The following is a 25,962-nucleotide window of genomic DNA, read 5'->3' on the forward strand; positions in this document are numbered from 1 at the left end:
ACGATCAAAATGTGGGAGCTGGCTTGCCTGCGATAGCGGTGTGTCAGCTTACACATTTATTGCTGACACTCCCTCATCGCAGGCAAGCCAGCTCCCACAGTGGATCTCCTCTGTTCAGGAGGGCTGCTTTTGCCATAATGGCGCCGTTTTCGTACTTCCCCAATAGGCCCGATATGCAGGAAAACGCCCACACCCCCGTCAAAGACGCCGCGCCCACTGGCACCCAGACCCTGTTGCGTGGCCTGGGCGTGGTGCAAGCGGTGGCGGCCGGTGCGCGCGACTTGAAAGAGATCGCCAAGCGCATCGGCACCACCCGCAGCACCACCCATCGCCTGGCCAGTTGCCTGGTGGAGGAGCGTTACCTGCGTGTGGTGCCGCAAGTCGGTTATCTGCTGGGGCCCAAGCTGATCGAATTGGGCTTCCAGGCCCGTGAAGAGTTGCCGATGGTGACGTTGGCCATCCCGTACCTGGATGAACTGTCGGCGCTGACCGGCGACACCATCCACCTGGCCATTCGTGAATACGACGACGTGCTTTACCTGCACAAGAACCCTGGCCGCAACGGCCCGGAAATGCGCTCGCGGGTTGGCCATCGCATGCCGTTGGCGCGTACCGGTGTGGGCAAGGCAATGCTGCTGGATGATTCGGTGCAGGAGTGGCAGCGCCTGTATGAAGCCAGCCTGCCGGTCGGTGGCAAGAGCCAGCAATGGCCGCAGCACCCGGAGCAATCCTGGGCACAGTTCGAGCAGCGCATGCGCGAATACGTGGCGGGCGGTTATGCGTTCGACCTGGAAGACAACGAACCGTCGATCCGTTGTGTGGCGGCACCGGTGCGCGATGCCAGCCGGCGAATCGTCGCCGGCATCAGCATCGCCAGTACCGTGCCCTACATGCCGCTGGAAAAAATGGCCGAGCTGATCCCTGTGATTAAACAGGTCGCAGCGCGGCTGTCAGCGGAGTTGGGCGCGAAGGCCTGATTGATCGTTCCCACGCTCCGCGTTGATCGTTCCCACGCTCCGCGTGGGAATGCCGCCCCGGACGCTCCGCGTCCACAATGGTGACGCAGAGCGTCACAGCCTGCGTTCCCACGCAGAGCGTGGGAACGATCAGCGTCAGGCCTTCAAGGTCGCCATGTCGATGACAAAGCGGTACTTCACATCACCGGCGATCATGCGCGTGTAAGCCTCGTTGATCTGGCGGATGTCGAGCATTTCGATGTCGCAGGTGATGTTGTGCTCGGCGCAGAAATCCAGGACTTCCTGGGTTTCGGCAATGCCGCCGATCAACGAACCGGCCAGCACTTTACGGCCCAGCACCAGCTTGGCTGCATTCACCGGCGGATCCACCGGCTCGATCAGGCCGACCAGAATGTGCACGCCGTCAAAGCGCAGCACGTCGAGGTAGGGGTTCAGGTCGTGCTGCACCGGAATGGTGTCCAGCAGGAAGTCGAAGCTGCCGGCTGCGGCTTTCATTTGCTCGGCGTCGGTGGACACGATCACGTGATCGGCGCCCTGGCGACGGCCTTCTTCAGCCTTGCTCGCGGAGCGGGTGAACAGCGTCACTTCTGCGCCCATCGCCTTGGCAAACTTGATGCCCATATGGCCCAGGCCGCCCATGCCCAGCACGCCCACTTTGTCGCCGGCCTTTACGCCGTAGTGCTTGAGCGGCGAGTAGGTGGTGATGCCGGCGCACAGGATCGGCGCGGCGCTGGCCAGGTCGAGCTTGGCCGGGATCTTCACCACGAAGTGTTCGCTGACGACGATGCTGTCGGAGTAGCCGCCCATGGTGTTGCTGCCGTCAACCCGGTCCGGGGTGGCGTAGGTCATGGTCGGGCCTTCGAGGCAGTATTGCTCCAGGTCTGCGTGGCAGGCGTCGCAGTGGCGGCACGAATCGACCATGCAGCCTACGCCGACCAGGTCGCCGACTTTGTGCGCGGTGACGCTGGCGCCGACGGCGGTGACTTTGCCGACAATCTCGTGGCCCGGCATCAGCGGGTACACGGCAATGCCCCACTCGTTGCGTGCCTGGTGGATGTCGGAGTGGCACACGCCGCAGTAGAGAATCTCGATGGCCACGTCATCGGCGCGCGGGCTGCGGCGTTCGAAGGACATGGGGGCGAGGGGAGTGGTGGGCGACTGGGCGGCATAACCGATGGCGGTATACATGAGGAAACCTCGCAACAGGAATAACTAGGGAGGCGGCGCATTCTCCGCGCCGGGCCCGGATGCGGCCATGGCGATTGCTCCGAGTCTCATGCCTATTCGTCCGGGAGTGCCCCTTGTTTGGATTCATGTGCCCTCAGACCTGCGATGATGTTCTCATCCCTTTTTTGCGAAGTTTTTTGCCATGTTGTTGACTCGCCATCTCGACGCCAATGCCACGCTGGTAGCCTTGATTGAGGGCCTTACGCCCTGCGACGGTTTCTCCCCGACCCACCTGCCCGGCGTGCAGGTGTTGCGCGCCAGTTGCGACGTGGCACGCGGCCCGCAGATCTACGAGCCAAGCCTGATGTTCGTGGCCCAGGGCAGCAAGGTCGCTTACTTGGGCCCACGGACGCTGGAGTATGGCGCCGGGCATTACCTGATTCAGGCGATGCCGGTGCCGTTCGAGTGCGAGACGTTCGCCATGGCCCCCCAGGCGCCGCTGTATGGGGTGACGGTGGGGATTGATCGCGTGGTGCTCGGTGAATTGGTCATGGCCATGGGCATGCAGGCCGGGCCGCCGCCGACGGCGCAGACCCTGGAGTCGATGAGCTCGGTGATGCTCGATGACGCGATGCGCGGCAGTGTCGAACGGCTGTTGCAGTGCCTGCACGATCCGCTGGAAAGCCGGATCATGGGCCCGGCGCGGGTCAGGGAAGTGTTGTTCACCGCTTTGCGCGGGCCCCAGGCCGATGTGTTGCGCGCACTGGTCGAGCAGCAGGGGCAGTTTTCACGTATCGCCACGTCGTTGAATCACCTGCATGCCCATTACGCCGAGCCGCTGAATATCGAGACCTTGGCGGGTTATGCGCACATGAGTGCCTCGACGTTTCATGAGCATTTCAAGCGTTGCACGTTGTTGTCTCCGGTGCAGTATTTGAAGCGGTTGCGCCTGCTCAAGGCCCAGCAGTTGTTGCTGGTTGAAGGCATGGGCGTGGCGCAGGCGGCGCACAGCGTGGGGTATCAGAGTACGTCGCAGTTCAGTCGCGAATATAAGCGCTATTTTGAGCGCAGCCCCGGTGAAGAGCGGGCTGCCTGATCACACCCCGCTCAATGTGGGAGCTGGCTTGCCTGCGATGGCGGTGGGTCAGCTAAAGATTGGTTGACTGATACTCCGCTATCGCAGGCAAGCCAGCTCCCACAGTTGATATATGTTGCCCATAAAAAAGGCTCCCAGTTGGGAGCCTTTTTGTTCAAGCAGCTGGCTTACATATTTGGGTAAGTCGGCCCACCCGCACCTTCCGGGGTCACCCAGGTGATGTTCTGCGAAGGATCCTTGATGTCACAGGTCTTGCAGTGCACGCAGTTCTGGGCGTTGATCTGGAAGCGCTTCTCGCCGTCTTCCTTGGTGATCACCTCATAGACGCCGGCCGGGCAGTAGCGCTGCGCCGGTTCATCGTAGAGCGGCAGGTTGGTGCCGATCGGGATGCTTGGGTCCTTGAGCTTCAAGTGGCACGGCTGTTCTTCTTCGTGGTTGGTGCCGGAGATGAACACCGAACTCAGCTTGTCGAAGCTCAGCTTGCCGTCGGGTTTGGGGTAATCGATTTTCTTGCTGTCCTTGGCGAGCTTCAGGCAGGCGTAATCCGGCTTGGTGTCGTGCAAGGTGAACGGCATTTTGCCGCCGAGGATGTTCTGGTCGAACCAGTTGAAGCCGGCGCCGAGGATCGGGCCGAACTTGTGCATCGCCGGGCCGAAGTTGCGGCTGGCGAACAGCTCTTCGTAGAGCCAGCTGGCTTTGAAACCGTCGACGTAGTTGGTCAGTTCGTCGCCGCCTTCGGAGTCGGCGAACAGGCGTTCGGCTACGGCGTCGGCAGCGAGCATGCCGGACTTCATCGCGGTGTGGCTGCCCTTGATCTTGGCCACGTTCATGGTGCCCAGGTCGCAGCCGATCAAGGCGCCGCCTTTGAAGACCATCTTCGGCAGCGAGTTGATACCGCCTTTGGCCAGGGCGCGAGCGCCGTAGCTGACGCGCTTGCCGCCTTCCAGGTATTGAGCCAGCACCGGGTGATGCTTGAGGCGCTGGAACTCATCGAACGGCGACAGGAAGGTGTTGCTGTACGACAGGTCGACGATCAGGCCGACAACCACCTGGTTGTTTTCCAGGTGATAGAGGAACGAGCCGCCGGTATTTTCGGTGCTCATGATATCCAGCGGCCAACCGGCGGTGTGCACCACCAGGCCTGGCTGATGCTTGGCCGGGTCTATTTCCCAGATTTCTTTCAAGCCGATGCCGTAGTGCTGGGCGTCGGCGTCGCTGTCCAGGTTGAAACGCTGAATCAGCTGCTTGCCGATGTGGCCACGGCAACCTTCGGCGAACAGCGTGTACTTGCCACGCAGTTCCATGCCGGGGGTGTACACGCCTTCTTTCGGGTTGCCTTCACGGTCGACGCCGAGGTCGCCGGTGATGATCCCGCGCACCACGCCGTTTTCGTCGAACAGCGCTTCCTGGGCGGCGAAGCCTGGGTAGACTTCCACGCCAAGGTTTTCAGCCTGCTGGGCCAGCCAGCGGCACAGGTTGCCCAGGGAAATAATGTAGTTGCCTTCGTTGTGCATGGTCTTGGGCACAAAGAAGTCAGGCACCTTGGTGGAGGCTTCGGGGCTGCGCAGTACATAGATGTCATCGCGCACTACGGGGGTGTTGAGCGGGGCGCCGAGTTCTTTCCAGTCCGGGAACAGTTCGTTCAGGGCGCGGGGTTCAAACACGGCACCGGAGAGGATATGTGCGCCGACTTCGGAGCCTTTCTCGACCACGCAGACGCTGATTTCTTTACCGGCTTCGGCGGCCTTCTGCTTCAGTCGGCAGGCGGCAGACAGGCCTGCCGGGCCAGCGCCGACGATGACCACGTCGAATTCCATGTATTCGCGTTCCACAGGCTATCTCCTACTCAAGGCTCAACAGGCTTTTTTTCTAATGGGTGGAGGTTCGGTGTCGTGTCTGTCATCACCGCATTCGCAGCAGCGATGACCCACCTTTCTCTCTAGGTGGCGCATTATATCTACACCACTGGCAGCGTCCAATACAAACGTTTGTTTGAATTGCCCGCAGGCTAGGTAAATCAAAGAGGCGCGGCTTATGACTGGCTATTTTGCTGTATTGACCAGAATAGGCGTTCCGGTCAATATACGGTCGGTTTTGCGCTTACCGTAGGCAGACTGCAGGTTTCAAGAGCACGTCCAAAAGCGAGACAGGTGACGCGCGCCCAAACGATGGCGCGCAGTTTACACGCTGCGATAAAGAATGACCTCTCAGTCACCACTGACGAACGGTCGTCACTTCCCCATCGCTGAGTCACTCGCCGAGGTTTTTGGAGGTGCCCTTGTGTGCCGATGAGCATCAACCGCCAGGTTCGCCTAGGCGACTTTCTTTTCACCGGAGAGTAACGAGGAATCCATGAAGGTTCTTGTAGCTGTCAAACGCGTTGTCGATTACAACGTGAAAGTTCGCGTCAAGGCGGACAATTCCGGCGTCGACCTCGCTAACGTCAAGATGTCGATGAACCCTTTCTGCGAAATCGCTGTGGAAGAAGCCGTACGCCTGAAAGAGAAAGGCGTGGCGACTGAAATCGTCGTGGTTTCCATCGGCCCTGCCACTGCTCAAGAGCAGCTGCGTACCGCCCTGGCACTGGGTGCCGACCGCGCCATCCTGGTTGAATCCGCTGAAGAGCTGACCTCCCTGGCCGTGGCCAAGCTGCTCAAAGCCGTTGTCGACAAGGAACAGCCTCAACTGGTGATCCTCGGCAAACAGGCCATCGACAGCGACAACAACCAGACTGGCCAGATGCTGGCTGCACTGACCGGTTACGGCCAGGGCACCTTCGCCTCCAAAGTCGAAGTCAGCGGCGACAGCGTTGCTGTTACCCGTGAAATCGACGGCGGCGCGCAAACAGTTTCGCTGAAACTGCCGGCCATCGTTACCACCGACCTGCGTTTGAACGAGCCGCGTTATGCGTCCCTGCCAAACATCATGAAAGCCAAGAAGAAGCCGCTTGAGTCGGTGACTCCAGACGCTTTGGGCGTTTCCACCGCCTCCACCAACAAGACCGTCAAGGTTGAAGCACCGGCTGCACGCAGCGCGGGCATCAAGGTCAAGTCGGTGGCTGAACTGGTCGAGAAACTGAAAAACGAAGCGAAGGTAATCTAAAAATGACTATCTTGGTAATCGCTGAACACGACAACAAAGTGCTGGCCCCGGCCACGCTGAACACCGTGGCCGCCGCCGCTAAAATCGGTGGCGACATTCACGTGCTGGTAGCCGGTCAAGGCGCTGGCGCCGTGGCTGAAGCCGCCGCGAAAATCGCTGGCGTGAGCAAAGTCCTGAACGCTGACAATGCCGCCTACGCGCATCAGTTGCCGGAAAACGTCGCGCCGCTGGTTGCTGAACTGGGCAAGGGCTACAGCCACATCCTGGCTGCCGCTACTTCCAACGGCAAAAACATCCTGCCACGCGTCGCCGCGCAGCTGGACGTTGACCAGATCTCCGAGATCATCTCGGTTGAAAGCGCTGACACCTTCAAGCGCCCGATCTATGCCGGTAACGCCATTGCGACCGTACAGTCCAACGCTTCGGTAAAAGTCATCACCGTACGCGCCACCGGTTTCGACCCGGTTGCCGCCGAAGGTGGTTCGGCTGCCGTTGAAGCCGTCTCCGCTGCCCACGACGCTGGCACTTCCAGCTTTGTTGGCGAAGAGCTGGCCAAGTCGGATCGTCCTGAACTGACCGCTGCCAAGATCGTCGTTTCCGGCGGCCGTGGCATGCAGAACGGTGACAACTTCAAGCACCTGTACGCCCTGGCCGACAAGCTGGGCGCTGCGGTCGGCGCTTCCCGCGCGGCCGTCGACGCAGGTTTCGTACCCAACGACATGCAGGTCGGCCAGACCGGCAAAATCGTTGCGCCACAGCTGTATATCGCCGTCGGTATCTCCGGCGCGATCCAGCACTTGGCCGGTATGAAAGATTCCAAAGTGATCGTCGCGATCAACAAGGACGAAGAAGCACCGATCTTCCAGGTGGCTGATTACGGCCTGGTTGCGGACTTGTTCGAAGCCGTACCCGAGTTGGAGAAGCTGGTCTAATCCAGCCGCTTCACTTATAAAGAGCCCGGTCTTTGGACCGGGCTTTTTTTTGCGCGCCTTTTTAACCTGGAGAAACTGCCATGGATTTGCGTCACGTAGTGTTGGCCTTGTCGCTGCTGCCAAGCCTGGCGCTGGCTGCCGGCAAATGTGAGCGCCTGGTGATCACCGGCAGCCCGGACGCACCACCGTTGTTATGGCGCGACCCGCAAGACCCCACGCACCTGATCGGCGCCACCGCCGACGTATTGCAACAAGTGGGCAAGGAACTGGGGCTTAAAATCGACCTGCTCTACGGTGGCAAACGTTCCCTGGCCCTGGATGAGGTGCGCAGCGGGCGCATGGACATTCTCGCCGATGCGCCGCTGAACCTGGGCGAATTGGAAACCCTCGACTACATCCACCCGGCGTTGACGCAAATCGACTACCTGGTCTGGACCCGCAAGGATTCGCCGCTGGTCTACACCAGCGCCGCCGACTTGAAGGGCCATAAGGGCGCGGTCTCCGAACGCGCACGCCTGAGTGCCGACTTCGACACCTTTGCCGCCCAGCAGCTCAGCCTGCAACGCTTGCCTACGTTGACGCCGGCCTTCCAGAAACTGCTGCTCGGGGAAGTGGACTACGTGCTCGCCGGGCGATATTCCGGCATGGCCATGGCCCAGAGCCTGGGCATGAGCAACGACCTGATTGCGCGCGACGTGCCGATCGATCAGCCCGGCTTGTACCTGGCGATTTCCCACAATTCCGCCTGCAACGATCCGTGGCTGCGCGGACAGCTCGCCAAAAAGATGACAGAATTGCCCGCGTCCGGTGTGGTGCAAGCAGCGATGCAGCGCAACCTCGAGCGCTGGAAAGCGCAATTGCAGCAACCCGTCGGCACCCCAGCAAAGTAAGGATTTACAGTGACTATTCGACCTCTTTTCGCGGCCCTCGCCGTTGTCGCTTTGGCGGGATGTGCAGCCGATCCTGCGCCGAATGAGCAAATACGCCTCACCCAGCAAGCGTTGGAGCAAGCCAGCGCCGTAGGTGCCAGCACCGACGATTCGCCAGAGCTGAAACTGGCCGAAGACAAGTTCGCCAGGGCCAAGGCCGACATGGCCGACGAATCCTATAAACACGCACGCATGCGCGCCGAACAGGCGGAACTGGACGCGCGCCTCGCTGAGGCCAGGATTCTGACCCGCAAGAGCCAGGAGCAACTCAACGTGCTGAACACGCGCATCACCCGCCTGCGCAAGCAATTGCAGTTGGGAGAAGCCCAATGAGCCCGATGATCCGTGGTTTGAGCTGTGTGTTGCTGCTGGGCAGCGCCGCCTTGGGCGGTTGCGCGAGCCAGCCGAACAGCGAGCAGGCGTTGCAACAGGCCGGCACCGACTTCCAGAAGGTCAAGGAAGACGCCAATGTGCTGCGCTTCGCGCCCAAGGATGTGATTCGCGCCGGTGAGTCCCTGGCCCGTGCCGATCGCTTGTCGAGCTACTGGGGCAGCGGCGCCGACGTGGTGCATTACGCCTACCTGAGCCAGCGTTACAGCGCGATCGCCCGCGAACATACCGAGCAGGGGCTCAACGCCGAGCGCGGCACCAAGCTCGAACTGGAGCGCCAGCGCCTGCAATTGGCTCTGCGCGAAAATAAACTGGCCAGCGTGCAGCAACAGGGCAAGTGGCTCGAAGAGCAAATCGCCAGCCTGACCACCACCCAGACCGATCGCGGCCTGGTGATGACCCTGGGCGATGTGCTGTTCGACACAGGTGAGGCGCAGTTGCAAAACTCGGCCAACCGCACAGTGCTGAAGATTGTGCAGTTCCTGCAACTGAACCCCAAGCGCGTTGTGCGCATCGAGGGCTACACCGACAACACCGGTGGCGAGCAGGAAAACCTCAAACTGTCCCGCGACCGTGCGCAATCGGTGGCCGATGTGCTGATGGATTTGGGCATCGATGAAAAACGTATCCAGGTCGAAGGCTATGGCGACCAGTACCCGGTGGAAGCCAACGCCTCGGAACGTGGCCGCGCGCAGAACCGCCGGGTGGAAATTGTGTTCTCCGACGACAAGGGCCAGCTAGGCGCTGCCCGCTAAGGTCCAACGCAGGCCCCTGTGGGAGCTGGCTTGCCTGCGGTAGCATCACCCCGGTTAGCCAGAAACACCGAGGTGCCTGCATCGCAGGCGAGCCAGCTCCCACCCAAAGCCAACCCGATCGCTGATCGGGTTTTTCATGTTCAACACCCTCACAGTTTTTTCTATCACTGCCGCCCGCGCTCGACTATTCTCGCAACTGTCCCCGTACACTTCTAAACTGTGCCGGTATGTTTCACACAAAAATAAAATACCCGTGAAATCGAGTGCTGCGTCATGACCAATCTGTTGCTCTACCAACGTATCGCCCAGCAACTGGCTGAGGACATCCGTCGTGGTGTCTATCAACCCGGCGAGCGTGTGCCTTCGGTGCGCAAGATGAGCTCCCAGCTCAACGTCAGCCACGCGACGGTGTTGCAGGCCTACGCCAACCTGGAAGACCAGGGGCTGATCCGGGCGCGGCCGCAGTCGGGTTACTACGTGCACCAGACCCCGGCGCTGACGGCGCCGACGCCGGACATCGCGCGGGTCGAGCGCCCGGGGTTGGTCACCCGCAGCAGCATCATCCAGCAGGTATTGGTCGAGTCACGCCGCGAAGGCGTATTCCCGTTGGGCGCCGCCGTGCCGAGTGTGGATTACCTGCCGGTACGTGCGCTGCACCAGCAACTGGCCAAGGTCACGCGCTTCCAGAGCCCACGGGCATTCAGCTACATGTTCAGCCCCGGTTTTGAGCCGCTGCGCCGCCAGGTGGCGATTCGCATGCGCGACGCCGGCGTGGTGGTGGACCCCTCCGAAGTGGTGATCACCCACGGCTGCGTCGATGCGTTGCAGATGTCGCTGCGCGTGCTGACCCGCCCAGGCGATTTGATCGCCGCCGAATCACCGACCTATTACGGCTTGCTGCAACTGGCTGACCTGCTGGGCCTCAAAGTCATCGAGATCCCCAGCGACCCGTCCACCGGCATGAGCCTTGAGGCCCTGCAACTGGCGGCCAACCAATGGTCGATCAAGGCCTTGGTGCTGACCACGCGTTTGAGCAATCCGTTGGGCGCAACCATGCCCGAGGAACGCCAGAAACAGTTGCTGCGCCTGGCTTCGGATTTCGATATCCAGATTGTCGAGGACGATATCTACGGCGAGCTGATGTTCGAACTGGGCCGCACCAAGGCCCTGAAAGCCTACGACCGCCTCGACCGGGTGATCTACTGCTCGAGCTTTTCCAAGACCCTGTCTCCCGGTGTGCGCATCGGCTGGATGATCGCCGGCAAATACCAGCAGGAAATCCAGCGGCTGCAGATGTTCAGCACCCACTCGGCCTGCAGCGTGACCCAGATGGGGGTTGCGGCTTACCTGGAGAACGGCGGTTACGACCGCCATCTTCGTTACATCCGTCAGGAATACCGCAAGAATCTCAGCGCCTTCCAATTGGCGGTGCAGCAATACTTCCCGGAAGGCACACAGATGACTCGCCCGACCGGCGGCTTCATCTTGTGGGTCAGTTTGCCCGGACGGGTCAATACCCAGGAACTGCACGTACGCGCATTGCAGCAGGGCATCAGCATCGCACCGGGGGTGATTTTCAGTAATACGGAACAGTTCAACCACTGTATTCGCCTCAATTGCGGTACGCCGTGGAACCGCGAGGCAGAGCGGGCGCTGATGACGTTGGGGATGCTGGCCAGCCAGCTGTGTCAGGAAACCGCAGCCGGACTTTTATAGTGTCGGTTGAGGCGTCTAAAGGGGACATTAACGGTAGCGGGCTTTTCACCAGACTTGTCAGGCCGCGCACAAAAAGCGAGCATATGGCCCTCTGCCGTTAATGCTGTTGGCGATATGACCTCTATTTTTCGCGCTGCTGTGGTGATTGGCCTGTTAAGCCTGTGCAATGTTGGCACGGTGCTGGCGGCAGCCCCTGTGGCTGAAAACAAGCCCGCCGCCAATGCCGCGCAGAAAACTGCCGCGAAAAAGCCGGCCCCGGCTAAAAAAGCCCCGGCGACCAAGAAGAAAGCCGCCACCGTTAAAAAGCGCGCACCGATTGCGAGCAAATCCAAATCCGCCCATGAAGTGACCCAGACCAAACTGCCATCGGCACAGTTGGACTTGTCCCTGCCGTCGGAAATGGTCAGGCACTTGCAACCCATCGGTACCATGCCCAAACCCAAGAGCGTGCCCTTGCTGCCGCCGATGTTTGGTGAAAAGCCCGCCGACAACAGTGCGTTCCAGATCAACGGTCGCCTGCTCAGCAATGAGATGAAGCTGCAACTGCGCAACGAGGAGCGCCGCGACGTGGAAGGCGCGGCGCTGGACTTCGAATTCAAGCAATAAATTTTTCCGCAAAGGTGACGTTGCCCACTGACCATCTGTCGCAGACTGGTCAGTCACTTTTTTTTTGTGTGAAAAACCCCTGTTAGACCATTTTAAAACGACTGTTTAAGGGCGTACTCTAGCCCGGCCATCCCTATTGAGTCGTCGAGGACCTGCTGGTCATGAAATGCCGTGAAGGCTGTGGCGCATGCTGCATCGCCCCCTCCATCAGTTCGCCATTACCTGGAATGCCTAACGGCAAACCGGCGGGCGAACGCTGCCTGCACCTGTCGGTTGAACAGCTATGCCAGCTGTTTGGCCAACCGGAACGCCCAGCGGTGTGCAGTGATTTCAAGGCGGATCCGGATGTCTGTGGCACCGACCAGGCCGATGCGATCCGGTTGATCGGTTGGTGGGAGCAGATGACGGCGGCTTGATGGGCTTTACTATCAGAACTTCAACAATAAGGAATACAACGATGGGTTCGCTGAAACGAATGGCTGTGTTGTGCGGTTTTACAGTGTTGTTTGCTGCCACTGCCCAGGCTGAGGATTGGCAAGTCGCCAAGGACGAAGACGGTATCAAGGTGTCCCTGAGCGAAATTGCCGGCTCCAAGTACAAGGCGTATCGCGGCGTGACCGTGATCAAGGCGCCGGTCGCCAAGATCCAGGCCCTGCAGGAAGACGTGGCCGGTGCCTGCTCCTGGATCCACGAATGCAAATCGCAAAAACTGCTCAAGACCGAAGGTGACAAGAGCTGGACCTACACCCAGTTCAAGGCACCGTTCCCTGTGACCGACCGCGACTCGATCCTTGAGATCACCACGTCCAAGGCGGCTGACGGCACCGTGACCCGTAAACTGCTGGAAGTGCCGACCTACCAGCCGGAAGTCAAAGGCTACGTGCGCGTGGCCCAGGTAGATGGCTATTGGAAGCTGGTGCCCAAAGGCGACAACCAGACCGAAGTGACCTACCAGGTGCACACCGAGCCAGGTGGCAGCGTGCCGTCGTGGTTGGCCAACAAGTTTGTGGTGGACGCGCCGTTCAACACCTTGAAAGCGTTGAAAGAACACGCTGAAAAATAACCGCAGTTAATCGGGTGCCTCCTGACTTGAGTGGAACGTTTGCCGAGCCCTCAAGGTCCAGATAGTTGTAAGCCCACACACGGGTTTTATCGAGGAGGCACCGATGCAAATGTGGCAAATTACCTTCGTTGATGATCACGGCGTACAGTCCGTCGAGCAGTTCACCTGCGATCACAAGCCCAGCCTCGAAGATGCGGCACACATGATTCGTAACAAGCTCGTGCCCGTGGCTGCCGAGCTCGACCTCAATGACCTTGAGGGCCGTAAACCCGAGCCTACGGTCAAGATTCTCAAAGACCAGAACAGCATTCAAATCCTCGACATCTCGCCCGCCGCCTGAACATTCCCTGTATGTCATTCAAGCGCCTCTGGTGGAGGTGATAGCTTCGCGCTACTCTGCAAGTGAGATCAGCGAATGAATCGCTAAGGTCTGGTCTTGTCAGCTACATGCTTGTTTTCCCGCAGTGACGTTAATGCCGTAGCACCCGCGCCAGCAGGGCGCGGTCTTCGGGAAGCACGGAAAGTCTATCCATCAGTTTGAGGAGGACGTTTCATGAGCACAGCCTATCAAGAAGACATCAGCACCAACGTACTGCGCCGCATGAAAGAAGGCGGTTTTGACTTCTCACGTTTTCACCCCATTGAGTTCTACGCCATTTTCCCGGATGAGGAACGGGCGCGCAGGGCTGCGGGTCGATTTCGTGGGGAATCCCTGAATGCCCAGGTCAGCGCGCGCGATGATGGCGCCTGGTACCTGGAACTGAGCAAAATCATGTTCGCAACCTACGACGGCATAGGAGACTTCGAGCAAGACTTTGAAGCGGTGGTCGAGCCTTTGGGCGGGATCATCGAGGGATGGGGCGTCAAGCAGGAGGTGCGTGGGTTACCCATGTAGCGGCACTTTATGAGCAACACAGCGTATCGGCTGACCTTTTGGGTCGGCCGATTTTGTTTGTGCGCCAGGAATATTCGCGGAACTTGCGTCGCAGGTTCCTGCACCAAAAAAAAGCCACCCAAAGAGGGTGGCCAAAGGGAAGAGCGGTTCGCTGAAGCTGTAGGACGCATCCTGTTCAGCAGATGGGAGTGATTATCCGCAGGGGCAGGCGAGCAGTGAAATCAACTCTGGCTATGCTGTTGATAGTCAAAGCCCGCATTGTGATGAAGCGCGGGACATGACGCCGGGCATTCTGCGCACCAGGACGGTGCAGCTAGATTCCGGGGTTAATTCAACTCACTGATTTTTAAGTGTTTATGCCGCTGGCACGGGCCTTGCGATGGTTCTAGCGCCCGGGTGACAAGGAGTACGGCATGATCCGCACTTATTACGATGAAATGTACGACGGGGCAGGTCTGGTCCGCCCCCATTACCGCGAGTTCGCCCGCTGGTTGGCCGATACGCCGGCCGAGCTGCTGGCCCAGCGCCGGCGTGAGGCCGATTTGCTGTTCCACCGCGCCGGGATCACCTTCACCCTTTACGGGGACGAGCAGGGCACCGAGCGCCTGATCCCCTTTGACACCATCCCGCGCAGCATTCCGGCGAGTGAATGGCGGATCGTCGAGCGCGGCTGCATCCAACGCGTCAAGGCGCTGAACATGTTTCTCGCCGACCTGTATCACGAGCAGCGCATCATCAAGGCCGGGATTATCCCCGCGGAACAAGTGCTGGCCAACGAGCAGTACCAACTGGCCATGCAGGGCCTGAACCTGCACCGCGATCTGTATTCCCACATCTCCGGGGTCGACCTCGTACGCGATGGCGACGGCACTTACTACGTGCTGGAAGACAACCTGCGCACGCCGAGCGGCGTCAGCTACATGCTCGAAGACCGCAAGATGATGATGCGCCTGTTCCCCGAACTGTTCGCCGCCCAGCGCATAGCACCCATCGACCATTACCCCAACCTGCTGCTCGACACCTTGAAAAGCTCAAGCCCGCTGGATAACCCCAGCGTGGTGGTGCTCACACCTGGGCGCTTCAATAGCGCGTTCTTCGAGCATGCGTTTCTCGCTCGCGAAATGGGCGTGGAACTGGTGGAAGGCGCCGACCTGTTCGTGCGCGACGACCGCGTATTCATGCGCACCACCGACGGCCCCAAGGCTGTCGACGTGATCTACCGCCGCCTCGACGACGCGTTCCTCGACCCGCTGGCCTTCAACCCGGATTCCATGCTCGGCGTGCCCGGCCTGCTCGCGGCGTATCGCTCCGGCAATGTGGTGCTGGCCAACGCGATTGGCACCGGGGTGGCGGATGACAAGTCGGTGTACCCATTCGTCACCGAGATGATCCGTTTTTACCTGGATGAAGAGCCGATCCTGAAGAACGTGCCTACGTTCCAATGCCGCAAGCCTGACGAGCTGTCCCACGTGTTGGCCAACCTGCCCGAGCTGGTCGTCAAGGAAACCCAGGGCTCCGGCGGCTACGGCATGCTGGTGGGCCCGGCGTCCACCAAAGCCGAAATCGAAGCCTTTCGCGCCCGCATCAAGGCCAAGCCCCACGCCTACATCGCGCAACCGACGCTGTGTTTATCCACCTGCCCGACCTTCGTCGAAAACGGCATTGCGCCGCGCCATATCGACCTGCGACCGTTCGTGTTATCCGGCAAGGAAACCCGTGTGGTCCCCGGCGGCTTGACCCGCGTGGCCCTGCGTGAAGGCTCGCTGGTGGTCAACTCGTCCCAGGGCGGCGGCACCAAAGACACATGGGTGGTGGAGGACTGATGCCATGTTGAGTAGAACTGCCTCGGATTTGTACTGGATGTCGCGCTATCTGGAACGCGCGGAAAACCTCGCGCGCATGCTCGATGTCAGCTACTCGCTGTCGCTGATGCCCCAGGACGGACGCGGTGACGGCTTGCATGAGTTGGCGATGCCGCTGCTGATCACCGGCACCCTCGATGATTACCACGAGCGCCACGGCGAACTGCACGCCGAGCGCCTGCTGCACTTTTTCGCGCTGGACGCGGCCAACCCGGCCAGCATCTACAGTTGCCTGGGTGCCGCGCGGGCCAGCGCCCATGCGGTGCGTGGGCGAATCACCGCCGACATGTGGGAAAACATCAACGCCACCTGGCTGGATATTCGCGATATTGCCCAGCAGGGGCTCAGCCGCTACGGCATGAGCCGGTTCTGCGAATGGGTCAAGGAGCGTTCGCACCTGTTTCGCGGCGCCACCTACGGCACCATCATGCGCAACGATGCGTTCCGTTTTATTCGCCTGGGCACGTTTATCGAGCGTGCCGACAACACCCTGCGCCTGCTCGATGCGCGCTACGAAATGGCCGGCGATCAGGCCGCCGCCGTCAGTGACGGCACGGCCCACGCCTATTATCAGTGGAGCGCCTTGCTGCGCGCATTGTCGTCGTTCGAGGCCTATACCGAGATCTACCGCGACGCCCCCGGCGCCCGGCAAGTCGCGGAGTTGCTGCTGTTGCGTGCCGACGTGCCGCGTTCGCTGCGCGCCTGCAGCGAGGAGATCGACCAGATCCTCGCCAGCCTGCCTGGCCTCAACGGTCGCCCGGCCCAGCGCCTGGCCGCCGAGATGGACGCGCGCCTGCGCTTTACCGCGATTGACGAAATCCTCGAGGAAGGCCTGCACGCCTGGCTGACCGACTTTATCCCCTTGGTTCGCCAGTTGGGCGACGCCATCTACAGTTCCTACCTGGAGGCCGCATGAGACTCTCCATCAGCCACGAAACCACCTACCACTACGAAGACCAGGTACGCGCCAGCATCCAATACCTGCGCCTCACGCCCCACGACAGCGAGCGCCAGCACGTGCTCAGTTGGCAACTGGATTTGCCGCGCCCGGTGCGCGCCCAGATCGACCCGTTTGGCAACATCCTGCATGTGCTGACACTCGACGAGCCCCACGACGCCATCATCATCGGCGCGCGTGGCCAAGTGGATATCGACGAATTGCGCGAGGCGGAACACGAGAGCCAGTCGGCGTTTCCGTTCCTGCGCAGCACGCGCCTGACCGAACCCGACGAAGCCCTGCGTGGCTTTGCCGAGCAGCACTGCCATCTACGCCGTGACCGCACTGCATTGATCGACCTGATGCACGCGCTCAACCAGTCGATGGTCTACACGCCCGGTGCCACCGAAGTCGACACCTGCGCCGCCAAGGCCTTCGCCGGGGGCGCGGGGGTGTGCCAGGACCATACGCATGCGTTCCTGGCGTGCGCGCGCAGCCTGGGGATTCCGGCGCGGTATGTGTCGGGGTATTTGTACTCGGAGGACAGCACGCACCTGGCCAGCCACGCCTGGGCCGAGGCCTGGCTGGATGACGCCTGGTACAGCTTCGATGTGACCAACCAATTGGCCCGGCCGGAGCGGCATTTGAAGTTGGCCGTAGGCCTGGATTACCTCGACGCCTGCCCGGTACGCGGCATGCGCCGGGGCGGCGGGCATGAGCAAATGCACGCCAAGGTGTTTGTGGCGCCGACGCCGGTGATTTTGGTGCAGCAGCAATAGTCTTCAGTGGGAGCTGGCTTGCCTGCGAAAGCGGCGGGTCAGCTGTAAATGGGTTAACTGACCGACCGCCATCGCAGGCAAGCCAGCTCCCACAGTGAACGGTGGTGTATTCAGAGTCTTTGCCAGGCTCAAGGCTGCTGCTTGCGCCCCGCCATATGCTTCAAATACCCCACCAGCAGATCCAGCTCGCCGTCCGGCAACACACTGGCGGCGAACGCCGGCATCTTCGCCTGTGGCCAATGCCGCAGGCTCTGCGGATCACGGATATAACGCTTGAGGAAATCCCCGCTGAAATACTCGGTGGGGTTGTAGGGAATATTCAGGTCCGGCCCCACCTGCGCATCGCCGGCGCCATTGAGACGGTGACACGCCAGGCAGTTCTTCTGAAACAGCGCGAAGCCCTGGTTGACCGGGTCATTCGCGGCTAATTTCGGGTCCGGCAACAACGCCGGAAAGCGTTCGGCTACCGTCTTCAATTGCTTGATCCCGGACATCTGGAACGGCCACTGCTCCGGGCTGATGTTCCCTGCCTGTGGGTCGGTCCATACCAGATAGAACGGCCCGGCGCTCGGCTTGCCTTCTGCCAGCGCGGGCCACGGATGGGCTGGGTCTTCTATCGCCAGCCAGGCGCGTGCGCCGTGTTTTTCCAGCAGTGGCGCCGCCGCCAGCTCGGCGGCGAACCCATCAAGGGCAACTGCTTGCAGGTGATTTTCAGGCTTCAAGCCAGGTAGGAGGGAGGCCATCGGCACCGCGCGATACGTCATATTGCGCTTGTAGGACACGTCATCGACGATCTGTACCGTCTGCACAGCCGGGTGCTTGAGCAGGTCGGCGGTTTGCCAAGTCTTGCTGCTGTTATCCAACTCGATGGTCAACGGCGCAGCCGTTGCCGGCAAGGTAAAAAGCAAGGCGAGGAAGGCAAGGATCGATTTCAAGAGGGAGCCCGGTTCGAAGTGGCGATGGCGCTCACGATACCGGAAATTCGCACGCAAAAAGACAGCCCCTGCAACAGGACCGCTATACGCAATGTCCCGGCAGGTGCTGCCAAAAGCTGCAGTCCTGGTGCAATGAGTGCACAGAATGTGAGGGTCGCGTCGTCACCCAATAACCTTGGTCAAGTTGGGCAAGATCAGAATCAGTGTGGTGGCGAACAGAATAAGTCCCGCCTGACGTACTTTGGTATGTTTGAACATGGCTGACTGCCTTTTGTTGTTATTCCTGAGCGTCAAATGCGTGCCGTTTTTTTCAGTATCGCAACGTGACGTGTCGCTTTTCTTACAGTTGCCCCAGCAAAACCCGGCAGCAACTTCTTACTGATTGAACCTTAGAGCCCTCGTTCTTCGTGGCTTAGATCCATTTCATATCAGCTAATCATTATTTCTACTTAAAAAGGCATGAGGCCTATCGCCATCTTGGCGCCAATGCCTTGGCTAGACAGCTAAAACGATTAACCCGGCGTTTTCCATAGCACCCTACCGTTCGTCCGAGCGTGGGGGTCAAAAGCAATGAGCGCATCCGTCATTGAAACCGTGTCAATCGGGCCTAAGGTAGGGGCACACACGCACAGCGTTCGAGGAAGTCATGACCCAAGCTTTGATCTTTGATGCGATACGCACGCCCCGGGGAAAGGGCAAGGCCGACGGCGCCCTGCACAGCGTCAAGCCGGTAAATCTGGTGGCAGGCCTGCTCACCGCGCTGGCACAACGCAGCGACCTCGATACACGCCAAGTGGATGACATCGTCCTCGGCTGTGTCACCCCGGTGGGCGACCAGGGCGCCGACATCGCCAAGACCGCCGCGCTGGTGGCGGACTGGGACGTCAGCGTCGCCGGCGTACAAATCAACCGCTTCTGCGCCTCAGGCCTGGAAGCGGTGAACCTCGGCGCGATGAAAGTGCGCTCCGGCTTCGAAGACCTGGTGGTGGTCGGCGGTGTTGAATCCATGTCGCGGGTGCCCATGGGCAGCGATGGCGGCGCCTGGGTGCTCGACCCGCAGACCAATATGCACAACCATTTCACACCCCAGGGCATCGGCGCGGACTTGATCGCGACCCTGGAAGGCTTCACCCGCCAGGACGTTGACGCATTCGCCCTGCACTCACAACAGAAAGCGGCCAGGGCACGCGCAGACGGTTCCTTCAACAAGTCGCTGATCGCGGTGCAGGACCAGAACGGCATTGTGCTGCTGAACCACGACGAATTTATCCGTGGCGACTCCACCCTCGAAGGCCTCGGCAAGCTCAAGCCCAGCTTCGAAATGATGGGCCAAATGGGCTTTGACGCCACGGCGTTGCGGGTCTACAGCCATGTGGAACGCATCAACCACGTGCACACACCGGGCAACAGCTCCGGCATTGTCGACGGTGCGGCGTTGATGTTGATTGGCTCTGAAGCCAAAAGCCGCGAGTTAGGCCTGCAACCACGCGCGCGCATCGTCGCTACGGCAGTCACCAGCACCGATCCGACCATCATGCTCACCGGCCCGGCACCGGCTACGCGCAAAGCCCTGGCCAAGGCCGGTTTACGCGTGGAAGACATCGACCTGTTTGAAGTCAACGAAGCGTTTGCGTCTGTCGTCCTCAAGTTCATCAAGGACATGGGCATCGATGCCGCGCGGGTCAACGTCAATGGCGGTTCCATCGCCATGGGCCACCCGCTGGGCGCCACGGGCTGCGCGATCCTCGGCACCCTGCTCGACGAACTGGAAGTGCGCCAGCAACGCTACGGCTTGGCCACCTTGTGTGTCGGCGGTGGCATGGGCATCGCCACCATCATCGAACGCCTCTGAGCCCAAGGAACCTGTCATGACCGAAGCCATTCGTTACGAAAAAGGCCAGGACCAGATCGTGGTGCTGACCCTCGACATGCCCGGCCAGAGCGCCAACACCATGAACGGCGTGTACCGCGAGGCCATGGCGGCCACCGTCGCACGCCTGGAAGCGGAAAAGGACCACATCGCTGGTGTAGTTATCACCTCGGCGAAGAAGACTTTTTTTGCTGGCGGCGACCTCAACGAACTGATCAAAGTCGATAAGGCCCACGCCAAGGATTTCTACGACGGCGTGCGGGTACTGAAGGCCCAACTGCGCCGCCTGGAAACCATCGGCAAGCCGGTGGTGGCCGCCATCAATGGCGCGGCACTCGGCGGCGGCTGGGAGATTTGCCTGGCGTGCCATTACCGCGTCGCGCTGGACGACAAGGCGGTGCAACTCGGCTTGCCGGAAGTCACCTTGGGCTTGTTGCCGGGCGGCGGCGGGGTCGTGCGCATGGTGCGCATGCTGGGGCTGGAGAAGGCCTTGCCGTATTTGCTGGAGGGCAAAAAGGTGCGGCCGCAACAGGCGCTGCAAGCAGGGTTGATCAATGAGCTGGCGGCTAGCCGCGAGGAACTGCTGGCCAAATCCCGCGCCTGGATTCTTGCCAATCCTGAAGCCAGGCAGCCTTGGGACACCAAGGGTTATCAGATTCCTGGCGGCACGCCTTCCCACCCGAAAGTGGCGCAAATGCTGGCGATTGCGCCGTCGATGTTGCGCAGCAAAACCCAAGGCTGCTTCCCGGCCCCGGAGAAAATCCTCTGCGCCGCCGTGGAAGGCGCCCAGGTTGATTTCGACACTGCGCACCTGATCGAAACCCGTTACTTCACCGAGCTTGTCACCGGGCAAGTGGCGAAAAACATGATCGGCACCTTCTGGTTTCAGCTCAATGAGATCAACGCCGGCAGCTCGCGGCCACAAGGCTATGCGCCGTACGTCACGCGTAAGGTCGGCGTGCTCGGCGCGGGCATGATGGGCGCGGGTATTGCCTACGTCAGCGCGTGTGCGGGCATCGACGTGGTACTCAAAGACGTCAACTTGGCCGTTGCCGAAAAGGGCAAGACCCATTGCGCTGCGCTGCTGGACAAGAAGGTCAGCCGTGGGCAATTGACCGCCGAGCAGCGGGAAACCACCTTGGCGCGGATTCATCCTACGGCCGCTGATGCCGACCTGGCCGGCTGCGACCTGATCATCGAGGCAGTTTTTGAAGATCGTGACCTCAAGGCCAAAGTCTCGGCCGCTGCGCAAAATGTGGTCGGTGCAGACGCCGTCATTGCCTCCAACACCTCGACCTTGCCTATCAGTGGCCTGGCCAACGCCGTGCCCGATCAAGGCAAGTTCATCGGCCTGCATTTCTTCAGCCCGGTCGACAAGATGCCGCTGGTGGAAATCATCAAGGGCACTCACACCAGCGACGAAACCCTGGCCCGAGGTTTTGATTTCGTACTGCAAATCAAGAAAACCCCGATTGTGGTCAACGACAGTCGCGGCTTCTTTACCTCGCGGGTGTTCGGCACCTTTACCAACGAAGGCATTGCCATGCTCGGCGAAGGTGTGGCTGCGCCGATGATCGAAACCGAGGCACGCAAAGCCGGCATGCCGGTGGGGCCATTGGCGGTGTCGGATGAAGTGTCGCTCAGCTTGATGAGCCATATCCGACAGCAAACGGCGAAAGACCTGCAGGCGGAAGGCAAGGCGCTGCCGACGCATCCGGCGACGCAGGTGATCGACCTGTTGGTGAACGAGTACAAACGCACGGGCAAGGCGGCCGGCGGCGGTTTTTACGACTACCCGGCAGGTGGGCAGAAACACTTGTGGCCCGAGCTGAAAACGCGGTTTGAACAGCCCGATAAACAGATTGCGCCACAGGATGTGCGCGACCGTTTGCTGTTTATCCAGGCCATCGAAACCGTACGGTGTGTGGAGGAGGGCGTGTTGATGTCCACGGCTGACGCCAACGTCGGTTCGATCTTCGGTATCGGCTTTGCCGCCTGGAGTGGCGGCGCGCTGCAGTTTATCAACCAGTACGGCCTGAACGACTTCATCGCCCGGGCACGTTACCTGGCTGAGCAGTATGGGGAACGGTTCTCGCCGCCGGCGTTGTTGCTTGAGAAAGCGGCACGAGGAGAAATATTCGCCTGACCGAAACACCCTACACTGAATCACAGAAAACCAATGTGGGAGCGGGCTTGCCCGCGATAGCGGTGTCTCAGCCACGCATAGGTCGGCTGATATGACGCCATCGCAGGCAAGCCAGCTCCCACAGTGAGTCACCTGGCGGGACTTGCTTTGCAGGTACATTTCAAGGCAGGCTCTGGGGTGTGCATTATTCCCATCACCGTGTCAGGTATTTTTTATGTCGCTACGCGTCTGTATCCTGGAAACCGATATCCTGCGTCCAGGTTTGATCGATCAGTACCAAGGGTACGGGCAGATGTTCAAGCGCCTGTTCTCCAAGCAACCGATTGCCGCCGAATTCGTGGTCTACAACGTGGTGCAGGGCGAATACCCGTCGGATGATGAAGTGTTTGACGCCTACCTCGTCACCGGCAGCAAGGCCGATTCCTTTGGCACCGACCCGTGGATCCAGACCCTCAAAACCTACCTGCTCCAGCGCTATGAGCGCGGCGACAAGTTGCTCGGCATCTGCTTCGGCCACCAACTGTTGGCACTGCTGCTGGGCGGCAAGACCGAACGCGCCGGCCAGGGTTGGGGCATGGGCATTCACGACTATAAGCTCGACGCAAAAGCGCCGTGGATGAGCCCGGAAGTGGAAGAGTTGACGCTATTGATCAGCCACCAGGACCAAGTGACCAGCTTGCCGGAAAACGCCACCGTCATCGCCTCCAGCGCTTTTTGCCCGTTCGCCGCGTACCACATCGGCGACCAGGTGCTGTGTTTCCAGGGCCACCCGGAATTCATCCACGACTATTCCCGCGAGCTGCTGGAGATTCTTCAGACAACTCTGGGCGAAAAAGTCTACACCAACGGCGTCGCGAGCCTTGAGCGCGACCACCACGGCGTCACCGTGGCGGAATGGATGATGCGCTTTGTCGCACACAAGCCAGAGGCTGCGGCTTAAAGCCAACCCGAACGCTTGAAGCTGGCCCACAAACTGGTGCAGCCCACCGCAATAAACCCGAGCACCGCAAAATAGCCGTAATGCCATTGCAGCTCGGGCATGTTCTGGAAGTTCATCCCATAAATCCCCGCCACCGCCGTGGGGAACGCCAGGATCGCCGCCCACGCGGCGAACTTGCGCTGTACCACGCTCTGGCGCGAAGCCTCCAGCAGCACACCGATCTCGATGGTCTGGCTGGCAATATCACGCAAGGTGGTGAGGTCTTCCATCTGCCGCGTCACATGGATCTGCACATCACGGAAGTAGGGGCGCATGTTCTTGTCGATAAACGGGAAGCTCAGCTTCTGCAATTCCTGGCTGATCTCCACCATCGGCGCCACGTAGCGCTTGAGCCGCAGCACATCGCGACGCAGGCCGTGGAGGTTCTGGATATCGCGCTCGCTCAGTGAACTGCACAGCACGTTGCGCTCCAGCTCATCAATCTCGGCGTGGATCGCTTCGCTCACCGGCTGGTAGTTTTCGGTGACGAAATCCAGCAACGCATAGAGTACGAAATCTTCCCCATGCTCCAGCAATAACGGCCGCGCCTCACAGCGTTGGCGCACATAGCCGTAGGACGCCGAATGCCCGTTGCGTGCGGTGATGATGTAGCCGTTGCCGGCGAAAATATGGGTTTCGATAAACTCCAGCTTGCCGTTCTCGCGCACCGGTGAATAGGTGACGATAAACAGCGCATCGCCGAAGGTTTCCAGCTTCGGGCGGCTGTGCTTTTCCAGGGCGTCTTCGATGGCCAGTTCATGCAGGTTGAACTGGCGTTGCAGGTTGGCCAGCTCGTGGGCGTTGGGCTCTTCCAGGCCGATCCACACAAAGTGGTCGGGTTTGGCGGCCCATGCTGCGCCTTCGTCGAGGGTGATATCAGTGACTTTCTTACCGGCGCTGTAAACGGCCGCCGCAACAACTCTACCCATGGTGCTGATCGCTTCTTATTAGGAGGACAGGTGTTGGGCAGCTTAGCTGGAAGCGAGTTCGATTGTTACGGCGCTTTGCAGTTCGCGGTCCATCGCTGCAATGCATTCATCCATCTGTTTCTGGCACGCCTGCATTAACTGCGGGATGTCATCCGAAGTCAGCCCCTCAGTAGGAATCGGCGGCAGCGAACGTATGAGCACATCACCACTGTTCCAGCGATTAAGCTGCATGTGCGTGACGTAATTACTCACGCACACCTGCACGATCGGCACGCCGGCCGCAATTGCCATATGAAACGCGCCTTTCTTGAACGGCAACAACCCTTTGCCCAGGTTGCGCGTGCCCTCCGGAAACACCCAGATCGAGGTGTCTTCGTGTTGCAAGGTATGCGTGGTGGTGAGCATCGCGCGCCGCGCTTTGTGCGCGTTGCCACGGTCGATCAGCACATTGCCCGCCAGCCAGAACAACTGACCAAACAGCGGCACCCATTTCAGGCTTTTCTTGGCGATACACACCGTGCGATGCGGCACCACAGTGCCCAGCACAAACAGGTCGTAGTTGGACTGGTGGTTGGCGATGATCACGCACGTGCCGGGCTTGTTGCGCAGCGAGTCGACATCCGCCTTCACCTTCAGGCGCAACAGCCACATCGCAGGCACCCCATAGAGGCGAGCACACAGGCGGCTGTTGTCCGGGTTGAACGGCCGACAAATACCCAGCAGCACGCCCAGCACACCGGCGAGCATAAAGTGCAGGCCCATCAACAACATACGTAACAGAAAAAGCATCGACACGGCCCATCGGGACAAAAGGTGGCGCAGTGTACGGATGTGCACTGTATTCGGCAATTGCCCCTACAGACGTAGGAGATAGGCGATGTTTAAGCACATGTTTCAGCGTGTGCCGATATCGCCCGGCTAGAGCGGTTTAGGTTATTTCGGATTGGTTTGTAAGAAAAAGCCCGACTCAAGGTCGGGCTTCATAACAGCAGCTTGTAAGCATCATCCCAGGTTATGGCCCTGATCCTGAATGATTGCATCATCCAAGGCTTCCAGCAGTGCCTTACGCACCTTCAGCTTGGTGTGCTTGTGGGCGTTCATGTTGATCTTCTTCAACTGACGCGCCGCTTCCAGCGCCGCCGCGTGCAGCTCCTCCGGTGCTACCACCTTATCGAGGAAGCCAGCGCCCAAGGCGCCCTGCGGGTCAAACATCTCGGCATTGATCACTGAACGATGAAACGCCGACTTGCGCAGACGATCCCGCGCCAACTCGATACCGGCGTGGTGCATGGTCATACCGATTGCCACTTCATTCAGGCCAATGCTGAACGGGCCTTCCACGCCAATCCGATAATCCGCCGACAACAGCAGGAACGCGCCCTTGGCCACCGCATGCCCAGGGCACGCCACAATCACCGGGAAGGGGTGCGACAACAGGCGACGCGCCAACGTCGAGCCCGACGTTACCAGGCTGATCGCCTCTTTAGGCCCGGCCGTCATCACCTTCAGATCATAACCACCCGACAGAATCCCCGGCGTGCCGGTGATGATCACCACTGCCCGATCCTTCTCGGCCTGATCCAGTGCCGCATTAAACTCACTGACCACCGCCGGAGAAATGGCATTCACCTTGCCGTTGCTCAAGGTCAGGGTCGCGATACCGTCTTCGAGGTGGTAGGCAATCAACTCACTCATGACGCGGTTCCTTGTAGGATTTGTTATAGATAGGCTGTTTATAGAAGCGCATGCGCAGACGTTACCCACCACGCCCGCCCCGGTAAAGCGCCGTGACTGACTACCCAGTCAGACTTTTCCCGCATTCCCAAGGTTGGACGGCCCGAAGCAGGGCGCGGCGGCCATCCCAAACACACACCGCCGATGCCCGAGAATGGCACAA

General features: G+C 60.2%; 25 protein-coding genes. 19 read left to right on the forward strand and 6 right to left on the reverse strand.

Translation table 11 applies throughout. From position 1 onward, the window contains the following. Positions 1–173 precede the first annotated feature (173 nt). On the forward strand, positions 174–977 hold the full coding sequence (locus L8I05_RS00455; RefSeq protein WP_159961607.1) for an IclR family transcriptional regulator: 804 nt from the start codon (positions 174–176) through the stop codon (positions 975–977). Positions 978–1,112: 135 nt separating this feature from the next. Here L8I05_RS00455 and L8I05_RS00460 read toward each other — a convergent pair whose 3' ends face one another. After that, the gene (locus L8I05_RS00460) at positions 1,113–2,165 is read right to left on the reverse strand and encodes an NAD(P)-dependent alcohol dehydrogenase (RefSeq protein ID WP_106576183.1); all 1,053 of its coding nucleotides are present in this window, start codon (positions 2,163–2,165) and stop codon (positions 1,113–1,115) included. A 181-nt stretch (positions 2,166–2,346) separates the two neighbouring features. Between L8I05_RS00460 and L8I05_RS00465 the strand changes: the two genes are divergently transcribed. Next, on the forward strand, positions 2,347–3,240 hold the full coding sequence (locus L8I05_RS00465) for an AraC family transcriptional regulator (protein WP_242166806.1): 894 nt from the start codon (positions 2,347–2,349) through the stop codon (positions 3,238–3,240). 167 nt (positions 3,241–3,407) lie between these two features. Here L8I05_RS00465 and L8I05_RS00470 read toward each other — a convergent pair whose 3' ends face one another. After that, positions 3,408–5,072 (reverse strand): electron transfer flavoprotein-ubiquinone oxidoreductase, encoded by a 1,665-nt coding sequence (locus tag L8I05_RS00470; protein WP_242166807.1) that lies wholly within the window; start codon positions 5,070–5,072, stop codon positions 3,408–3,410. 520 nt (positions 5,073–5,592) lie between these two features. Here L8I05_RS00470 and L8I05_RS00475 point away from each other — a divergent pair. From L8I05_RS00475 to L8I05_RS00540, 14 genes are all read left to right on the forward strand, one after another. Further along, on the forward strand, positions 5,593–6,342 hold the full coding sequence (locus tag L8I05_RS00475; protein ID WP_159959041.1) for an electron transfer flavoprotein subunit beta/FixA family protein: 750 nt from the start codon (positions 5,593–5,595) through the stop codon (positions 6,340–6,342). A 2-nt stretch (positions 6,343–6,344) separates the two neighbouring features. Then, positions 6,345–7,274, forward strand: coding sequence for an FAD-binding protein (locus L8I05_RS00480; RefSeq protein WP_177018687.1), 930 nt, complete (start codon positions 6,345–6,347; stop codon positions 7,272–7,274). Between the two features lie 80 nt (positions 7,275–7,354). Beyond that, a complete protein-coding gene (locus tag L8I05_RS00485) occupies positions 7,355–8,164 on the forward strand; it encodes a transporter substrate-binding domain-containing protein (protein ID WP_242166809.1) in 810 nt (269 codons plus the stop codon). 9 nt (positions 8,165–8,173) lie between these two features. After that, positions 8,174–8,536, forward strand: coding sequence for a DUF4398 domain-containing protein (locus L8I05_RS00490; protein ID WP_242166810.1), 363 nt, complete (start codon positions 8,174–8,176; stop codon positions 8,534–8,536). Then, positions 8,533–9,348, forward strand: coding sequence for an OmpA family protein (locus L8I05_RS00495; RefSeq protein ID WP_197627096.1), 816 nt, complete (start codon positions 8,533–8,535; stop codon positions 9,346–9,348). Before L8I05_RS00490 ends, L8I05_RS00495 begins: the two co-directional genes overlap by 4 nt. 273 nt (positions 9,349–9,621) lie before the next feature. Beyond that, positions 9,622–11,064 (forward strand): PLP-dependent aminotransferase family protein, encoded by a 1,443-nt coding sequence (locus L8I05_RS00500; protein ID WP_159959031.1) that lies wholly within the window; start codon positions 9,622–9,624, stop codon positions 11,062–11,064. A gap of 114 nt (positions 11,065–11,178) precedes the next feature. Beyond that, positions 11,179–11,670 carry a translation initiation factor 2 gene (locus L8I05_RS00505; protein ID WP_242166812.1) on the forward strand — a complete coding sequence of 164 codons (492 nt, stop codon included), beginning with the start codon at positions 11,179–11,181 and terminating at the stop codon, positions 11,668–11,670. 161 nt (positions 11,671–11,831) lie between these two features. Continuing rightward, a complete protein-coding gene (locus tag L8I05_RS00510; protein ID WP_159959027.1) occupies positions 11,832–12,086 on the forward strand; it encodes a YkgJ family cysteine cluster protein in 255 nt (84 codons plus the stop codon). A gap of 41 nt (positions 12,087–12,127) precedes the next feature. Continuing rightward, positions 12,128–12,733 (forward strand): START domain-containing protein, encoded by a 606-nt coding sequence (locus L8I05_RS00515; RefSeq protein WP_159959025.1) that lies wholly within the window; start codon positions 12,128–12,130, stop codon positions 12,731–12,733. Between the two features lie 103 nt (positions 12,734–12,836). Continuing rightward, the gene (locus L8I05_RS00520) at positions 12,837–13,073 is read left to right on the forward strand and encodes a hypothetical protein (RefSeq protein ID WP_242166813.1); all 237 of its coding nucleotides are present in this window, start codon (positions 12,837–12,839) and stop codon (positions 13,071–13,073) included. 213 nt (positions 13,074–13,286) lie between these two features. Continuing rightward, positions 13,287–13,628, forward strand: coding sequence for a ribonuclease E inhibitor RraB (locus L8I05_RS00525; protein WP_003193463.1), 342 nt, complete (start codon positions 13,287–13,289; stop codon positions 13,626–13,628). A gap of 413 nt (positions 13,629–14,041) precedes the next feature. Further along, entirely contained in the window at positions 14,042–15,451 is a 1,410-nt protein-coding gene (locus L8I05_RS00530) for a circularly permuted type 2 ATP-grasp protein (protein ID WP_159959021.1), read from the forward strand. A 4-nt stretch (positions 15,452–15,455) separates the two neighbouring features. Then, the gene (locus L8I05_RS00535; RefSeq protein ID WP_094952782.1) at positions 15,456–16,406 is read left to right on the forward strand and encodes an alpha-E domain-containing protein; all 951 of its coding nucleotides are present in this window, start codon (positions 15,456–15,458) and stop codon (positions 16,404–16,406) included. Beyond that, entirely contained in the window at positions 16,403–17,206 is an 804-nt protein-coding gene (locus tag L8I05_RS00540; RefSeq protein WP_242166815.1) for a transglutaminase family protein, read from the forward strand. The genes L8I05_RS00535 and L8I05_RS00540 overlap by 4 nt, the downstream gene beginning before the upstream one ends. Positions 17,207–17,334: 128 nt before the next feature. Here L8I05_RS00540 and L8I05_RS00545 read toward each other — a convergent pair whose 3' ends face one another. Beyond that, positions 17,335–18,141: a cytochrome c gene (locus L8I05_RS00545; RefSeq protein ID WP_242166817.1), complete on the reverse strand. Its 807-nt coding sequence runs from the start codon at positions 18,139–18,141 to the stop codon at positions 17,335–17,337. A gap of 646 nt (positions 18,142–18,787) precedes the next feature. Between L8I05_RS00545 and L8I05_RS00550 the strand changes: the two genes are divergently transcribed. From L8I05_RS00550 to L8I05_RS00560, 3 genes are all read left to right on the forward strand, one after another. Continuing rightward, positions 18,788–19,993 (forward strand): acetyl-CoA C-acetyltransferase, encoded by a 1,206-nt coding sequence (locus L8I05_RS00550; protein ID WP_242166819.1) that lies wholly within the window; start codon positions 18,788–18,790, stop codon positions 19,991–19,993. 16 nt (positions 19,994–20,009) lie between these two features. Next, the gene (locus L8I05_RS00555) at positions 20,010–22,157 is read left to right on the forward strand and encodes a 3-hydroxyacyl-CoA dehydrogenase NAD-binding domain-containing protein (RefSeq protein WP_242166821.1); all 2,148 of its coding nucleotides are present in this window, start codon (positions 20,010–20,012) and stop codon (positions 22,155–22,157) included. A 214-nt stretch (positions 22,158–22,371) separates the two neighbouring features. Beyond that, complete coding sequence (locus L8I05_RS00560; protein ID WP_242166824.1) at positions 22,372–23,097, forward strand: amidotransferase; 726 nt, start codon at positions 22,372–22,374, stop codon at positions 23,095–23,097. On the opposite strand, the gene L8I05_RS00565 is transcribed toward L8I05_RS00560, so the two are convergent. From L8I05_RS00565 to L8I05_RS00575, 3 genes are all read right to left on the reverse strand, one after another. Beyond that, positions 23,094–24,065: a magnesium and cobalt transport protein CorA gene (locus tag L8I05_RS00565; RefSeq protein ID WP_159959009.1), complete on the reverse strand. Its 972-nt coding sequence runs from the start codon at positions 24,063–24,065 to the stop codon at positions 23,094–23,096. The two genes, L8I05_RS00560 and L8I05_RS00565, sit on opposite strands and share 4 nt — an antisense overlap. Before the next feature lie 42 nt (positions 24,066–24,107). Next, positions 24,108–24,854, reverse strand: a complete 747-nt coding sequence (locus L8I05_RS00570; protein ID WP_242166826.1) for a 1-acylglycerol-3-phosphate O-acyltransferase — start codon at positions 24,852–24,854, stop codon at positions 24,108–24,110. 213 nt (positions 24,855–25,067) lie between these two features. Continuing rightward, the gene (locus L8I05_RS00575) at positions 25,068–25,760 is read right to left on the reverse strand and encodes a crotonase/enoyl-CoA hydratase family protein (protein ID WP_159959005.1); all 693 of its coding nucleotides are present in this window, start codon (positions 25,758–25,760) and stop codon (positions 25,068–25,070) included. Between the last annotated feature and the right edge of the window lie 202 nt (positions 25,761–25,962).

The organism is Pseudomonas sp. MONT-RG-20F-20-E-7-02 (genome assembly GCF_022662395.1).
In the GTDB taxonomy this organism is placed as follows: Bacteria; Pseudomonadota; Gammaproteobacteria; order Pseudomonadales; family Pseudomonadaceae; genus Aquipseudomonas.

Excerpts from the sequence above, each read along its gene's own strand:
- L8I05_RS00455 (WP_159961607.1), top strand. The coding sequence starts at position 174 with ATGCAGGAAAACGCCCACACCCCCGTCAAAGACGCCGCGCCCACTGGC.
- L8I05_RS00460 (WP_106576183.1), bottom strand. The coding sequence starts at position 2,165 with ATGTATACCGCCATCGGTTATGCCGCCCAGTCGCCCACCACTCCCCTC.
- L8I05_RS00465 (WP_242166806.1), top strand. The coding sequence starts at position 2,347 with ATGTTGTTGACTCGCCATCTCGACGCCAATGCCACGCTGGTAGCCTTG.
- L8I05_RS00475 (WP_159959041.1), top strand. The coding sequence starts at position 5,593 with ATGAAGGTTCTTGTAGCTGTCAAACGCGTTGTCGATTACAACGTGAAA.
- L8I05_RS00480 (WP_177018687.1), top strand. The coding sequence starts at position 6,345 with ATGACTATCTTGGTAATCGCTGAACACGACAACAAAGTGCTGGCCCCG.
- L8I05_RS00485 (WP_242166809.1), top strand. The coding sequence starts at position 7,355 with ATGGATTTGCGTCACGTAGTGTTGGCCTTGTCGCTGCTGCCAAGCCTG.
- L8I05_RS00495 (WP_197627096.1), top strand. The coding sequence starts at position 8,533 with ATGAGCCCGATGATCCGTGGTTTGAGCTGTGTGTTGCTGCTGGGCAGC.
- L8I05_RS00500 (WP_159959031.1), top strand. The coding sequence starts at position 9,622 with ATGACCAATCTGTTGCTCTACCAACGTATCGCCCAGCAACTGGCTGAG.
- L8I05_RS00505 (WP_242166812.1), top strand. The coding sequence starts at position 11,179 with ATGACCTCTATTTTTCGCGCTGCTGTGGTGATTGGCCTGTTAAGCCTG.
- L8I05_RS00510 (WP_159959027.1), top strand. The coding sequence starts at position 11,832 with ATGAAATGCCGTGAAGGCTGTGGCGCATGCTGCATCGCCCCCTCCATC.
- L8I05_RS00515 (WP_159959025.1), top strand. The coding sequence starts at position 12,128 with ATGGGTTCGCTGAAACGAATGGCTGTGTTGTGCGGTTTTACAGTGTTG.
- L8I05_RS00520 (WP_242166813.1), top strand. The coding sequence starts at position 12,837 with ATGCAAATGTGGCAAATTACCTTCGTTGATGATCACGGCGTACAGTCC.
- L8I05_RS00525 (WP_003193463.1), top strand. The coding sequence starts at position 13,287 with ATGAGCACAGCCTATCAAGAAGACATCAGCACCAACGTACTGCGCCGC.
- L8I05_RS00530 (WP_159959021.1), top strand. The coding sequence starts at position 14,042 with ATGATCCGCACTTATTACGATGAAATGTACGACGGGGCAGGTCTGGTC.
- L8I05_RS00535 (WP_094952782.1), top strand. The coding sequence starts at position 15,456 with ATGTTGAGTAGAACTGCCTCGGATTTGTACTGGATGTCGCGCTATCTG.
- L8I05_RS00540 (WP_242166815.1), top strand. The coding sequence starts at position 16,403 with ATGAGACTCTCCATCAGCCACGAAACCACCTACCACTACGAAGACCAG.
- L8I05_RS00550 (WP_242166819.1), top strand. The coding sequence starts at position 18,788 with ATGACCCAAGCTTTGATCTTTGATGCGATACGCACGCCCCGGGGAAAG.
- L8I05_RS00555 (WP_242166821.1), top strand. The coding sequence starts at position 20,010 with ATGACCGAAGCCATTCGTTACGAAAAAGGCCAGGACCAGATCGTGGTG.
- L8I05_RS00560 (WP_242166824.1), top strand. The coding sequence starts at position 22,372 with ATGTCGCTACGCGTCTGTATCCTGGAAACCGATATCCTGCGTCCAGGT.
- L8I05_RS00565 (WP_159959009.1), bottom strand. The coding sequence starts at position 24,065 with ATGGGTAGAGTTGTTGCGGCGGCCGTTTACAGCGCCGGTAAGAAAGTC.
- L8I05_RS00570 (WP_242166826.1), bottom strand. The coding sequence starts at position 24,854 with ATGCTTTTTCTGTTACGTATGTTGTTGATGGGCCTGCACTTTATGCTC.
- L8I05_RS00575 (WP_159959005.1), bottom strand. The coding sequence starts at position 25,760 with ATGAGTGAGTTGATTGCCTACCACCTCGAAGACGGTATCGCGACCCTG.